At 70.5% G+C, this 13,653-nt stretch carries 12 protein-coding genes and 2 pseudogenes; 9 read left to right on the plus strand and 5 right to left on the minus strand.

The window, feature by feature from the left end:
- From ACFP3R_RS19940 to ACFP3R_RS19975, 8 genes and pseudogenes are all read left to right on the plus strand, one after another.
- Positions 1-801, plus strand: coding sequence for a response regulator transcription factor (locus ACFP3R_RS19940; RefSeq protein WP_380637774.1), 801 nt, complete (start codon positions 1-3; stop codon positions 799-801).
- Between the two features lie 54 nt (positions 802-855).
- A complete protein-coding gene (locus tag ACFP3R_RS19945; RefSeq protein ID WP_380637776.1) occupies positions 856-1,182 on the plus strand; it encodes an ArsR/SmtB family transcription factor in 327 nt (108 codons plus the stop codon).
- A 714-nt stretch (positions 1,183-1,896) separates the two neighbouring features.
- Positions 1,897-2,082, plus strand: coding sequence for a hypothetical protein (locus ACFP3R_RS19950; protein ID WP_380637778.1), 186 nt, complete (start codon positions 1,897-1,899; stop codon positions 2,080-2,082).
- Positions 2,083-2,253: 171 nt separating this feature from the next.
- Positions 2,254-2,499: pseudogene (locus tag ACFP3R_RS19955) on the plus strand (MerR family transcriptional regulator); the annotation flags it as partial.
- A 197-nt stretch (positions 2,500-2,696) separates the two neighbouring features.
- Positions 2,697-3,014 (plus strand): hypothetical protein, encoded by a 318-nt coding sequence (locus tag ACFP3R_RS19960; RefSeq protein ID WP_380637890.1) that lies wholly within the window; start codon positions 2,697-2,699, stop codon positions 3,012-3,014.
- Positions 3,015-3,438: 424 nt separating this feature from the next.
- Positions 3,439-3,738, plus strand: coding sequence for an ArsR/SmtB family transcription factor (locus tag ACFP3R_RS19965; protein ID WP_380637780.1), 300 nt, complete (start codon positions 3,439-3,441; stop codon positions 3,736-3,738).
- Positions 3,735-4,799: an ACR3 family arsenite efflux transporter gene (arsB, locus tag ACFP3R_RS19970; protein ID WP_380637782.1), complete on the plus strand. Its 1,065-nt coding sequence runs from the start codon at positions 3,735-3,737 to the stop codon at positions 4,797-4,799. The genes ACFP3R_RS19965 and arsB overlap by 4 nt, the downstream gene beginning before the upstream one ends.
- A gap of 11 nt (positions 4,800-4,810) precedes the next feature.
- The gene (locus tag ACFP3R_RS19975) at positions 4,811-5,782 is read left to right on the plus strand and encodes an NAD(P)-binding domain-containing protein (RefSeq protein WP_380637881.1); all 972 of its coding nucleotides are present in this window, start codon (positions 4,811-4,813) and stop codon (positions 5,780-5,782) included.
- On the opposite strand, the gene ACFP3R_RS19980 is transcribed toward ACFP3R_RS19975, so the two are convergent.
- The 4 genes and pseudogenes from ACFP3R_RS19980 to ACFP3R_RS19995 all read right to left on the minus strand — a co-directional run bounded on the left by ACFP3R_RS19980 (position 5,760) and on the right by ACFP3R_RS19995 (position 11,194).
- Positions 5,760-6,248 (minus strand): hypothetical protein, encoded by a 489-nt coding sequence (locus ACFP3R_RS19980; protein ID WP_380637784.1) that lies wholly within the window; start codon positions 6,246-6,248, stop codon positions 5,760-5,762. The two genes, ACFP3R_RS19975 and ACFP3R_RS19980, sit on opposite strands and share 23 nt — an antisense overlap.
- A gap of 191 nt (positions 6,249-6,439) precedes the next feature.
- Positions 6,440-8,531: pseudogene (locus ACFP3R_RS19985) on the minus strand (PhoX family protein).
- 151 nt (positions 8,532-8,682) lie between these two features.
- Positions 8,683-9,882 (minus strand): MFS transporter, encoded by a 1,200-nt coding sequence (locus ACFP3R_RS19990; protein WP_380637785.1) that lies wholly within the window; start codon positions 9,880-9,882, stop codon positions 8,683-8,685.
- Positions 9,869-11,194, minus strand: coding sequence for an FAD-dependent oxidoreductase (locus ACFP3R_RS19995; RefSeq protein ID WP_380637787.1), 1,326 nt, complete (start codon positions 11,192-11,194; stop codon positions 9,869-9,871). Before ACFP3R_RS19995 ends, ACFP3R_RS19990 begins: the two co-directional genes overlap by 14 nt.
- Before the next feature lie 101 nt (positions 11,195-11,295).
- On the opposite strand from ACFP3R_RS19995, the gene ACFP3R_RS20000 reads away from it, so the two are divergent.
- Complete coding sequence (locus ACFP3R_RS20000; protein ID WP_380637788.1) at positions 11,296-12,147, plus strand: helix-turn-helix domain-containing GNAT family N-acetyltransferase; 852 nt, start codon at positions 11,296-11,298, stop codon at positions 12,145-12,147.
- Positions 12,148-12,165: 18 nt separating this feature from the next.
- On the opposite strand, the gene ACFP3R_RS20005 is transcribed toward ACFP3R_RS20000, so the two are convergent.
- Positions 12,166-13,281, minus strand: a complete 1,116-nt coding sequence (locus ACFP3R_RS20005; protein ID WP_380637790.1) for a hypothetical protein — start codon at positions 13,279-13,281, stop codon at positions 12,166-12,168.
- Between the last annotated feature and the right edge of the window lie 372 nt (positions 13,282-13,653).

Genomic DNA, 13,653 nt, shown 5'->3' on the forward strand with positions numbered 1-13,653 from the left:
ATGCCCGGTCCGGTGGTAGCGGCGTGGGAGTCGGACAACTCCCGCTTCCACAGCCGCGGACGGGCCTGCCGCACCACGGGCCGCAAGCTGCCCGACCGACTCGCCCTCCTCGTGGTCGACGGCGGGCCCGAGGCCGACGAGCTGGCCCGGTCGATGGCCGGGCAGCCCGTGGAGCTGCGCACCTGCCCGGACCCGGCCGAAGCCCTGCTCGTCGTCGGCCGGACCTGCCCCGACGTGGTCCTGCTCGGCCCCGCCGCCGGGCGCCTGGACCCGCTCGAGTTCCTGTCGATCGTGCGCGCCGACGACCCCGACGTCCCGGTGGTCGTCGGCGCCGACCCGGGCGGCGACTTCGCCAGCCGCGCCACCGACGCCGGAGCCAGCATCGTCGTCCCCCGCCCCTACCGGGTCAAACAGCTCCTCGCGCTGCTCAAGTCCCTGTCCACCGGTACCGAGAAGATCGACATCCGGCCCATGGCCATCGACCTCGGCCGCCTCAAGGTCGACGGCGAGGTGCCCCGCATGTGGCTCGACGGCATCGAGGTCAACCTCCCGCCCATGGAGTTCCTGCTCTTGCGCTACCTCGCCGAACGGGTCGGCTCGGTGCTCACCCGCCAGGCCGTCAGCGAGGCTTTGTGGGGCCAGGCCCCACCGTCGAGCAACAGCCTGAACGTGCACGTCGGACGCCTGCGCAAGCGTCTGGGCGACGACGACCAAGATCCACAGTGGATCCGCGTCGTCCGTCGGCTGGGTTATCAGTTCACCGTGCCGCCGCGTTCACCTGACGTTCACCCCGGTCGTTGAGGATGCGACCATTGCATCGACGGATTTCGGACCAGCGGGGAGGCTGCGCTGCTCATGGCGGACGAGCGCGACCCCGCGGCGGCGGCGCAGCTGTTCAAGGCCCTGGCCGACCCGGTACGGGTGCAACTGCTGGCCCTTGTGCGGCGGGCGCCCTCGGGTGAGGCGTGCTTCTGCGACCTCGCCGCCGAATTCGACATGCCCCAGTCCTCGCTCAGTCACCACCTGAAAATCCTGGTCAATGCCGGTGTGCTCACTCGCGAGCGGCGCGGCACCTGGAGTTGGTACCAGGTCGAGCACGCCGCGTTGGACACCATGGAGCAGATGCTGCGCCCCGGCGGGCCGCTGCGCGACGAACCGGTCGAGCACCAGCATCAGGGCTGAGCTGTGGTGGTGTGAAACGTATCACTTCGTTGTTGTTTTCGCTGGTCGGCTGTCTCATGAAACTCGAGTTGGGTGAGACGCGTACTGGTGCTGGTTGATGCCGGTTGATGCCGATTGGTACTGGTTGTTTCCGACGCCAGTACGCCTTTCGGGCCTCTTTGGTCTTCGTCTGTCTCACCATGTTCTCCGTGAAGTGAGACATGTCCCGGAAGCGGGGCGGTTTGGTGGTTGCCGCGCTCTCGGGCGAAGTGGTTCAATTCCGGACCGGCGAACACTCGCCTCGAACTTCCAGTGCCTCGCGGGCACTGGAAGGCCGGTCCCCGACAAGGTTCCGTTCCTGGGAGTTGACATGGTGATTCGTTCGCGAGCGGCGTCGAAGCGCCGAGCTCGGCCGGCTCGGCGCTTCGAGGGTCCGGGGCAGTCCAGGGCCGGGATTTTCGCTGCTGCCCTACAAATTGCGTACACGGCTTGGCGCTGGTTGCGCGATTTGTTCTAGTTGGTCGTTGGGTCGGATCTCGCGGGCGGCCCGACTTCTGCAACTCTTGCGTTTTTCGGCATGGCGAAAGGTTCGTATTAAATTTCATGAATCTTCTCGGTTCGATGACGTTGTAGGCGATGGTGGCGGCGACCAACAGCCGTACCCGGCGGGTGGGCACCGGTGGGCCGGATGGCGCGTGGGCGTCGACCCCGTCGAGGTCACCGCCTTGATCACCGATGGGCTTTTCGCCCGCGTATGCAACCTCGGGCTTCACCGCCATGACCGCCACCGGTGCCGGACTGGGCCTCACCACAGGCGACGTGGTGTCGCTATCGGATTTGATGGCCCTGTTGGTGGCGGTACACCTGCGGGTTCGTGCGGTCGAGGAACCGCACCTGTTCGCCCTGCATGGCGACACCTAGCGCGCCTGTGTCGACCGGACCACCCACTTTCTGTCCCGCCCGCACCGTCCCGCCGCGCGGCGGCGGTGATCCGTCGACGTTGTGGGGAGCGGTTCGCTCACCGGGCTTGACCTTCGAGTCGGGTCGAAGGTTTACGTTCGGTGCGTGACCAGTTCGCGGATTTCCCAGCTCGTGGCCCGCACCGGTGTCCCAGCGACGACGCTGCGCTTCTACGAGACGGTCGGGTTGCTGCCCGCCGGTCGGACCGCCAACGGCTACCGGGTCTACGGTCCAGACGCCGTCGAGCGGTTGGCGTTCATCTCCTCGGCCAAGACGCTCGGCCTGCCGCTGGAGGCGATCCGCGACCTGCTCGGCGTGTGGGAGCAGGGAGTATGCGCGACGGTGCGGGAACGGATGCTGCCGCTGATCGCCGAGCGCATCGCCGCCGCCGACCGCCGCCGGGCCGAGCTCGTGGCGTTCTCCACGCGACTGGCCGGGGTGCACGAGCGGTTGTCGACACCGGCCCCGACGGGCGGGTGCGGACCGGACTGCGGCTGCACCACCGCCACCACCGCGTCGGGCGCCGTTCCGGTGACGCTGTCGCGTACCCCCCCCGCCCTGAAGAGGCCGCCGGTGTGGCTGAGAAGTCGTGGCGGGACGTTCCGGTGGCGTGCACGCTCGACGGTCCGGCGCTGGGCGAGCGGACCGCGCAGTGGCAGCGGGTCACGGCGCGGGCCACCGACCGGCGCGACACCGCGGACGGGGTGGTGTTGGCGTTCCCGGGCACGCCCGAGCTGGCCGCCGAGGTCGCCGCGCTGGCCGCGGCCGAAAAGGACTGCTGCGCGTTCTTCGACTTCACCCTGCACCTGACCCCCGCTGCGCTGGAACTGACCGTGCGCGCTCCCGGCACCGCCGCAGCCCTGCTGGCCGACCTGTTCGGAGTTCCCGTGTGAGTACCCCGGAACCCCGCCCTTCCCGCTCGCGAACCTCGTGGGGCGGCGGTGCGGTTGTCATGGCCTGTGCAGGGTCGCTGCCGGCTGTGCGCAGAGACATTGGTGTCGCCTCCGCGATCGCCGTCCCTGTGCACTGAGTCATCCCCCCCGCACTCATCGGAGCGCACCGTCCTCGTCGGCAGCGACCAGCTCGAACCCTTCGGACGCCGACGGAGCGCTCCTGACGGCACGCACGACTTCCGGCGAGCGGCGCATTTCCCGACCGGGCCCACCGTCCGACGTCAACCCGAACGGTGGGCTCGCACACCCGAGGCGTGGTCCAAAACCAGGTTCGGAATCCGAAGAGCGCCGCGCGTGTGCCTCGTGCCTGGAAGACGCACCACGAACACAAGGCATCAGCTTGTACTGATATCATCTCGTGCTGATGTCACTTGATGCTGATGTGTTGCGCGTCCTGGCCGATCCCCTGCGTGCCCGGATCGTGGAGCTGCTGGCGGACGAGGCGTTGTGCACCTGCCACCTGGTCGAGGAGACCGGGGCGAAGCAGACCAACATCTCCAACCACCTCAGGCTGCTGCGCGAGGCCGGTCTCGTGGAGACCGAGCCGTGTGGTCGCTTCACCTACTACCGGCTCGTGCCCGAGGCGCTGGACCGCGCCGCGGGTTCCCTGACCGCGCTCGCCGACAAGGTGCGCACCACTGATCAACCCCGGAGGCCCTGTTGAGCGCGCCCACCACCGACCGGTCGGACGTCCTGCGCGGATTGTCCTTCCTCGACCGCTTTCTCCCGCTGTGGATCGGCCTGGCGATGGTCGCCGGCCTGGCCCTGGGGCGCTTCGTGCCCGGCCTGCAAGGCGTGTTGGAGGTGGTCAAGGTCTCCGAGGTCTCGCTGCCGATCGCGCTGGGCCTGCTGCTGATGATGTACCCGGTGCTGGCCAAAGTCCGCTACGACAGGTTGGACAGCGTCACCGGCGACCGGCGCACCCTGGTGCTGTCGCTGGTGCTCAACTGGGTGCTGGGCCCGGCGCTGATGTTCGCCCTGGCCTGGGTCTTCCTGGCGGACCTGCCCGAGTACCGCACCGGGTTGATCATCGTGGGCCTGGCCCGCTGCATCGCCATGGTGATCATCTGGAACGACCTGGCCTGCGGCGACCGGGAGGCCGCCGCCGTGCTGGTCGCGCTCAACTCGGTCTTCCAGGTGCTCATGTTCGGTGTACTGGGCTGGTTCTACCTCGACCTGCTGCCCGGGTGGCTCGGGCTGGACACCACCAGCGTCGACTTCTCGCCGTGGGAGATCGCCCTGTCCGTGGTCGTCTTCCTGGGCATCCCGCTCGCCGCCGGCTACCTCAGCCGCCGCCTCGGCGAGCGCACCCGCGGCCGCGACTGGTACGAGTCCCGCTTCCTGCCCAAGATCGGCCCGGTCGCCCTCTACGGGCTGCTGTTCACCATCGTCCTGCTGTTTGCTCTCCAAGGCGACCGGATCACCTCCCAGCCGCTCGACGTGGCCCGCATCGCCCTGCCGCTGCTGGTCTACTTCGCCGTGATGTGGTTCGGCGGCTACGCCCTGGGCAAAGCCGCCGGCCTGTCCTACGAGCGCACCACCACGCTGGCCTTCACCGCCGCCGGCAACAACTTCGAGCTGGCCATCGCGGTGGCCATCGGCGTGTTCGGCGTGACCTCCGGCCAAGCGCTCGCCGGTGTGGTCGGGCCGCTGATCGAGGTGCCGGTGCTGGTGGGCCTGGTCTACGTCAGCCTCTGGCTGCGCAAGCGCTGGAGCACTACCTGACCGTCATCGTCATCGGCGGCGGCCAAGCGGGGCTCGCCGCCGGCTACCACCTCCGCCGGGCCGGGCTGGACTTCACGATCCTCGACGCCCAACCCGAGCCCGGCGGCGCGTGGCGGCATGGCTGGGACTCGCTGCGCCTGTTCTCCCCGGCACGGCACAGTCCCCTGCCCGGGTGGCCGATGCCCCGCTACCCGGGTGACGGCTATCCGACCGCCCAGCACGTCGTCGACTACCTCACCGCCTACGAGAAGCGCTACGAGCTGCCGGTCGAGCGCGGCGTCCGCGTCCGCTCGGTGCGGCGGGTCGACAGCGGCTACGACGTGGACGGCCGCTTCGCCGAGGCCGTGATCAGCGCCACCGGAACCTGGTGGCGGCCCTTCGTCCCGGCGCTCGCCCGGCGCCTCGGCGGCAGGCAACTGCACACCGTGCAGTACCGCAACCCGCGACAGCTGACAGGGCAGCGCGTCGTGGTGGTCGGCGGCGGCAACTCCGGCGCCCAAATCGCCGCCGACCTCGCCGGCCACGTCGACCTGACCTGGATCACCCGCCGACCACCTCGCTACCTGCCTGACGAGATCGACGGCAGGACCCTGTTCGGCATCGCCACCCACAACCCCGGCGGCGTCGGCGCCCTCGGCGACATCGTCGCCGTCCCACCCGTCCGCGAAGCCCGCGACCGCGGCCTGCTCACCGCCCACCCCATGGACCGCGAACTCCTGGCCGCGGCGGACACGGTCATCTGGTGCACCGGGTTCCGCCCCGCTCTCGGCCACCTGGCACCCCTGGGCCTGCGCGACCACCACGGCCGCGTTACCGGCAGACCCCGCCTCCACCTGCTGGGCTACGGCAACTGGACCGGTCCCGCCTCGGCCACCCTGATCGGCGTCGGACCGACCGCCCGCGCCGCGGTGCGCACGATCGCCGACGAACCGGGGGCGGCACCCCGGAGCCGGAGCCGGATCAGTCGATCGCCTTCGACGTGATGCGGCCTCGCCGCAGGACACCCGCGTGGCCCACCCGGCGCTCGCCGTCTCCGAGCAGCAGCAGGAACAGGTCGAAGCCGCGATTGCGGCGCAACCCGACTGCGCCCACCTCCAGCGTTCGGCCGTGGTTTGCGAGGTGGACCTCCAGGTGGGGAGTCGCCGCCTCATCGCGAGCGCCCAGCACCAGCACGACCCGATCGCCGAAGTGGAACGACAACGGCCGTTCGTAGTCCTGCGCAGTGATGGGGAACAGGCCCGAATTGCGCACCTGGAGGATCACCATGCTCGTCGAGCCTGGTAGTTCGGCGGCTGCCGGCCGGTGGCTCCGCGGCGGCGAGACCATGTCGGCGTCGACGCTGGTGTCGAGCAGCACGCCGTAGGTGAGCCGTCGGCCCGTCAACAACGCGTGCCTGACGGCCCATCCGGCGATGACCGTGAGCAGTGTGGCGGCGATGGCGATGGTCATGGCACCCGTCCCTGTGACACGGCGGTGACGGCGGTCCGTACCTCATCGGTGGCGGCGACAAGCGCACCGGTGACCTGGCGCGGCCGATGCGGAAGGAGCTGCTCGGGTGTCCCGGGTGCCCGCGACGTGGGCACCCGGGACGGGCCAGTCGTTCCCACTGACCGATCACCCGGCCATCGGTGGCCGGGCGCCTACTCCTCGCCGATCCGGTCGTGGTGGTGACCCGAGCGGGTCACCACCACGACGGAGGGGCGGGCGATCGTGCCTGGCCCGTCGGGCCAGGTGGAGCCTGGCTTCTCGACGGTGGCGCCGTCCAGCTCGCCGGGGTGCTGCACCGCGACCACGACCCGGTTCTCCTGGATGATCGGACCGCAGGTCTCCGCGCCGATCGGCACGGTGAGGAACTGCTTGACCAGCCCTCGGCCGCGACCGTCGACCGCGACGCCGAACAGGCCGTCGTTGGAGCCCAGCGCGCTGCCGTCGGTGGAGATCCACAGGTTGCCGTGGTGGTCGAAGGCCAGGTTGTCCGGGCACGAGATCGCCGACACGCGGTCCTTGGGGTACCCGGCGAAGTAGGTGCTCGGGTCGGCCGGGTCGCCGCACACCAGGAACAGCCGCCACCGGAAGCCCGTCGCGGCTGGGTCGTCGCGGGTCTCCTCGACCTCGACGATCTGGCCGTGCCGGTTGCGGGTGCGGGGGTTGACCTCGTCGGGGGCGGCCTTGCCCGCCGCGCCGCGATCGGAGTTGTTGGTCAGCGCGATGTAGACGGTGCCGGTGCGCGGGTGAGGTTCGACGTCCTCGGGCCGGTCCATCTTGGTGGCGCCGACCTTGTCCGCCGCCAGCCGCGTGTAGACGTAGACCTCGTCGGCGCTCATGCCGGGGACGAAGGACTTCGTGCCTCCGGCCAGCGCGATCCACTGGCCGGAGCCGTCGAACGCGCCGTCGGAGGGCAGCTCGCCGCTGCCGTCGATCTCGGCGGCGGGGCTGTTGCCGGTGAATCGGGCGACGTAGAGCGTGCCCTCGTCCAGCAGCGTCATGTTGTGGCGGCGGGCGGCCCTGCTGTTGCCCGGCTTCACCCGGTTGTGCGACACGAACTTGTAGAAGTAGTCGAACCGCTCGTCGTCGCCCATGTAGAGCACGACCCGGCCGTCGCGGGTCAGGCGCGGCTCGGCGGCCTCGTGCTTGAACCGCCCCAGCGCGGTGCGCTTGCGCGGGGTCGAGTCGGGGTCGAAGGGGTCGATCTCGACGATCCAGCCGTGCCGGTTGACCTCGTTCGGTTCCCGGGAGACGTCGAACCGCTCGTCGAACCGCTCCCACTTGCGCTCGCTGGCCAGGCCGCGGAAGCCGTACCGGGCCAGCCGCGCCTTCGTGGTCGGGTCGGTGACCAGGTCGGCGTTGCCGAAGTACTGGTTGAAGTTCTCCTCGCCCGACAGCACCGTGCCCCACGGCGTCACCCCACCGCCGCAGTTGTTCAGCGTGCCCAGCACCGTGCGCCCGGTCGGGTCGGCCGAGGTCTTCAGCAGCGCGCTGCCCGCGGCGGGACCGGTCAGCTCCAGGGTGCTGGTGGCGGTGATGCGCCGGTTGAGCCGGTGCCGCACCGGGGACAACCCGCCGGAGCGGCCCTCGTCGAGCACGACCCACGCTCATGCCGTGCGCCGCCCAGGCGATCTCCACCTGCTCTCGCGTCGGGTTGGCCGGGTCGTAGCCGGCGAACATGACCTGCTCGCTGGTGTACTCGTGGTTGGCGACCATGACCGAGCGCCGGCGCTCGTGCGGCAGCTCCAACAGCGCCAGGTAGTCGACGTTGTAGCCGAACTGCTCGGCTTGCGCCGCCGGGGTCTGCCCGGTCGGGTCGAACGCGGGGGCGCCGGGCAGGACCGGGTCGCCCCAGCGGATCACGACGTCCTGTTCGTAGCCGCGCGGGACCACGACGGCGTCCTGGCGGTTGTGCGTCACCGCCTCGAACCGCAGACCGCGGGGGTCCGCACCGCCGGGGCGGTGGTCGGAGTGCTGCGCCATGGCAGGCGCGGCGGTGGCGCCGATGCCCACGGCGGCCATCGGGGCCACCGCGGTGGTGCGCAGCACGGAACGGCGTGACACCACCGAGGCGACCACGTCGCCGAAGTAGGTGTTGCCCGAGGTGTTGGGTGCGTCGTGGAAGCAGGCGTCGCCGCAGCGGTAGCGGCAGGTCAGAGCGGAACGCCCGCCGTGGTTGGGAGCGGCCAACGGCAGCGGGATGACCCCCTCGTCCGTCGTCGGTCGGGAGAGCACGGGTACCTCCATGCGGTCCATTCGGGCACGCCAACCAGGCTGGATCGGCGAATCTCGATGCAAGAACCTTAAGTGCCCGCCACCGACGCGCGGCGAAGCGGAGGTGAACTGCGAACCAACCCTCTGCGCTGTTCCGGAAGGCGGCCCCGGGCCGCCTTCCGCCTTACGGCGGCGGCACCGACTTCCACGAGACCCCTGCGGCGACCACACCCACGACCGCCAGCGCGATGAACACCTCCGGGTAGCCGCCGAGCGCTCCGGTCAGGGCGATGGCCACCCACGGGGCGATCGCGGCCGTGACGGCCATCGGCGCTTGCAGCAGGCCGTTGAGGCGCCCGTAGTGGGCGGTGCCCCAGCGGTCGGAGATGGCGGTGGCCTGGACGAGTGTGAAGACGCCGCGGGCGGTACCCGCGAGCACGGACGCGGCGATGAGCAGCAGGGTCGGCCCGGGGAGCAGACCCAGCAGCAGGGTGGTGGCCGATGCGGCGAGCAGCACCACCACGGTCCTGGTCCGCACGCCGGCGGCCCTGGCGAACCGGGCGTAGCCCAGGCGTCCCAGTACCTGGCCGACGCCGCCCAGTCCCAGCGCCCAGGCGGCGGTGGTGGTCGACAGGCCCCGTTCGGTGAGCAACGGCACCAGGGCGACCACGACGGCGTAGACGGCGAAGGACCCCAGGCCGAGGGCGACGACCAGCACGATGAACGGCCTGCTGCGGGCGACCGCACTCGGATCGTGTCCCACCTGCTGCCGGTGCGGGGGCCACGGGCGCCCCAGGCCCAGGAGGTGCGCGGGAATGGTGATGACGGCCAGCAGCGCGGCGAGCACGAGGTAGGTGCCGCGCCAGTCGAGGTGTTCGGCGATGCTCGCGGTGAGCGGGGCGAACACCGTGCTGGCCAGACCGCCGATCAGCGTCACCGCGGTCAGCGCCTGGACTCGGCGTTCGCCGTACCAGCGGGTCAGGGCGGCGAACGCGGGCTGGTAGAGCACCGCCGCCATCGTCGCGCCGATCAGCACCCACGCGCCGATGAACCACGGCAGCGAGCGCGCCGTGGCCATGCCGACCACCGCCACCACCGCCACGGTCGAGCCCACCGTCATGACGACCCTGGGCCCGCGCCGGTCCAAGACGTGTCCCAGCGGCACGCCCACGGCGGCCGAGACCAGCTGGGCCAGGGAGAAGCCCGCCGTGACGGCGGCCGGCGACCACCCGGTGTCCGCGCTGATCGAGGGCGCGAGCACCGGGAAGGCGTAGTAGAGGATCCCCCAACTGGTGATCTGGCTCAGGCACAGCATCACCAGGACACGCCGCAGCCCGGCGCCCCCCTCGATGGCGCCGGGCTGCTGGACTTCAGGGACCGACACGTGATGTCGACAGCGTCAGGTCCGCCAGGGCAGGCGCACCACAGCACCCATCTGCTGCCTCCTGCGGAGCGTCGAACACGCCCGAGCCGCCGCACACGCCGGTCTCGGGCAGGACCAGTTCGACCCTGCCGGCGGACTCGTGGTCGCCGGCGATCTCGGCGACGACGCTGCGGACCTGCTCGTAGCCGGTCAGGGCGAGGAACGTCGGCGCGCGCCCGTAGCTCTTCATCCCCACCAGGTAGACACCCGGCTCGGGCTGGCGCAGTTCGTCCGCGCCGTGCGGGTAGACCGTGCCGCAGGAGTGGGCGTTCGGGTCGATCAGCGGCGCGAGCTTCGTCGGCGCTCCCAGCACCGGGTCCAGGTCGAGCCGGACCTCCGACAGCCACGAGTGGTCGGGTCGGAACCCGGTCAGCACGACGACCTCGTCCACCGGCGCCAGCCGGTGCCCGTCCTGCGACTCCAGCACCAGGCGGCCGTCGGGCTCGCGGTGGACCGAGGAGGTGCGGAACCCGGTGACGACCTCTACATGCCCAGCCTTGGCCGCCTCCTTCGCCCTGAGCCCCAGCGCGCCCCGCGCCGGTAGCTGGTCGGCCTCGCCGCCACCGAAGACGCTGCCCACCATGCCGCGGCGCAACACCCATGTGATGTGCGTGCCGGGGTATTCCCGCGCCAACTCGGCCAGCGCGACCAGTGCCGTCAACGCCGAGTGTCCGCTGCCCGCCACCGCGATCCGCCTGCCCGCGTACCGCGCCGACTCCTGCCCGAGATCGGGCACTCGGTAGCCGATCCGGTCGGCGGCCGCGCGTTCGCCGACCGCCGGCAGCCCGTCGCCGCCCAGCGGGTTGGGCGAGCCCCAGGTGCCGGAGGCGTCGACCACGGCGCGGGCGGGAATCCGCTCCTCGCCGTCGGCGGTCACGACGTGCACGGTCAGCGGCTCGCTGTCCCGGCCGGCGTCCACCACCCGGTCACGGCCCCGTCGGGCCACCCCGACCACCCGCGCGCCGAACCGGACGTGCTCTCCCAGCGCGTCGGCCAGCGGCACCAGGTACTCCGACGCCCACTCGGCACCGGTCGGACAGCCGGCCGTCTCCGGAACGGACCGGCCCGTGCTCTCCAGCAGCCGCCGCGCCGCCGGGTCGACCAGCTCCGACCACGCCGAGAACAGCCGCACGTGGTGCCACTGAGCCACCGCCGCACCCGCCTGCGGACCTGCCTCCAGCACCATCGGCCGCAACCCGCGCTCCAAGAGCTGGGCAGCCGCCGCCAATCCACTGGGACCGGCACCTACCACGACCACGGGAAACTGGTCCACGAGCCGCCTCCTTCATCGCTTGTCCTCGATCGACTAGGCCAGAACTTATCGAGCGGAATCGATGAATGCAACCATCGGTTCCCGTCGATAGACTAGGTGCCATGACCACGACCCTGCCTCAGGTCGGCCTTGCCCACGAGGACGCCGCCACCTACGCCGAGTGGTTCGCCTGCCTGGCCGACCCGACGCGCGTGCGGCTGCTGCACACCGTCGCCACCCACCAGGGCGAGATCACCGTGGGCGCGCTGACGGAGGCGGTCGGCATCAGCCAGTCCACCTGCTCCCACCACCTGCGCAAGCTCGCCGACGTCGGCTTCGTCCGGCTGCGCAAGGAGGGCACCGCCACCCTCGTGTCGGTCAACCCGGCCTGCTGCACCGGCCTGCCCCACGCCGCCGACGCCGTCATGGGCACCATCGTCACCCGCCCGTGCTGCCCCACCGACCTGCCCGACGACGTCACCGTCCGCGCCATGACCCACGACGACTGGGGCGACGTGCGCCGCATCTACGGCGAGGGCATCGCCACCCGCAACGCCACCTTCGAGACCGAAACCCCCAGCCGCCGCACCCTCGACGCCAAGTGGCTGCCCGACCACCGCTGGGTCGCCGAAGTCAACGGCCACATCGCCGGCTGGGCCGCCGCCACCCCGGTCTCCACCCGCGAGTGCTACTCCGGCGTCGCCGAAACCTCCGTCTACGTCGGCGAGGACTCCCGCGGCCGAGGGATCGGCAAGGCGCTGCTGCACAAGCAGGTCACCGCCGCCGACGAAAGCGGCCTCTGGACCCTCCAGACCGCGATTTTCCCCGAGAACCGCGCCAGCATCGCCCTGCACCACTCCGCCGGCTTCCGCACCGTCGGCGTCCGCGAGCGCATCGCCCAACACCACGGGGTGTGGCGCGACACCGTCCTGCTCGAACGCCGCAGCGACTCCGCCTCCGGTGCCACCTGCTGACCTCCTGACGCTGCTAGGTCAGGAGGAGCCCGCCTCGTCGGCGGGAGTGGCGCGAGCCAGGAGTCGGTTGGCGAGTTCGACGGTGGCCAGGTACCACCAGAAGATCCAGTCGAGGAAGACCGGGTCGTAGTCGCGACGCTGCTTGATGTCCTGGTGGCGCAGGGCGAAGTTGTTGGCGATGTTGAACAGGTCGCTCTCGTCTTTCCTGCTCAGCAGCGGACCCTGCTTGATGACCGGCAGCACCGCCTCGAGCGCACCTGCCAGCGTGACGACGGCGGAGCGCTTGTCCTCGGCGCCTGCGTCGCGGTGGCGGAACCGGGCGATCGCGTGCTCGACGAGTGAGCGGACATCCTGGTTCGGGGTGTCCAGGACCCGGTCGACAAGCTCGCTGCGCGCTTCGTCGGTGACGTGGACGAGTCGACCCGCGTCCTCGCCCATGTCGGCGAGCCGCAGGTCGCTGTGGTGCTCGGCCAGCAGCCTGTTGACCAGGGCGCGGTAGATCCGGTGCCCGGCGTCGGTGTCGAAGAACTCGAAGTGCAGCCCACAGTCGCCGTGGTCGTGCTCCCAGGCGACGCGTGGGCGGGTCACCAGGTCGTGGAACACCTCGATCAGGCTGTAGAAGGTGTCGGTGTCCCAGGTGTCGGGGCACAGCGGCCACAGCTGCTCCTGCTCCGTGATGCCGAGCCGAGCCAGCAGTTCGGCGTTCAAGTCTGCCGGAGGCCGGTCCTCGTCCACACACGGCTCGGCGAAGTGCTCCGCAAGGTAGCCGTCGGAGCGCAGTCGGGAGACCAACTCGGCGAAGCGCTGGGACAGGGGAACGGCGTTCAACTCGGTTGTCCCCGCACGGCGGGCAGTCCAGTAAGGGCGGCGTGGCGTGAACGGGCGAAGCTGGTAGATGTTGACCAGCAGGTCTTCCACCCACTGGCGTCCCGGGCCCGGATCATCCGCCCACTCCGCGGCACTGGTGAACCGGTCGTAGTCGACGGCCGGGCGGTCCGTGTGAAACGCCTCGAGCAGCAACCGTTGGAGCTGGTTGCTGCTCGCAGGCTGGTAGGGATGATCACGAAGTGCGATGAGTTCGCCGCGCAGCAGTTCCGCTGGCCAGTCGAGTTGGTAGTCGATGGAGGTCCACACCCCCGCGAACCTAGCTTCTCGGCCGATGGACGCGGGCGACCTGGTGCGGGTCCTGCGCCGGTGTCACCATGGGCTGCGGTCGTCCATCGGTTCGAGTAGTCGCCACCGTGTTGATGTCCAGTCGGATGTATCTCGAGGGTCGGGGAGCTGGAGCGAGCTGTCCGGCCCTGCGCCTGCCGAAAACCTCATCCATGCAGGTAGAAGACGCACGACGTTTGGGGTCCCGAGGCGCTCAGGGTCACGGCTGCCATCTGCTGTGGCATCGACCAGCACGGCACGATGACCGATCGTGCTGCTCCGACTGGCCTACCTCGGTGTGACCAACGCGTTCGCCTTGCTGTGCTTGCTGCCGATAAGCGACCGGGACAAAGA

This window comes from Saccharothrix lopnurensis (genome assembly GCF_042658445.1).
In the GTDB taxonomy this organism is placed as follows: Bacteria; Actinomycetota; Actinomycetes; order Mycobacteriales; family Pseudonocardiaceae; genus Actinosynnema; species Actinosynnema lopnurensis.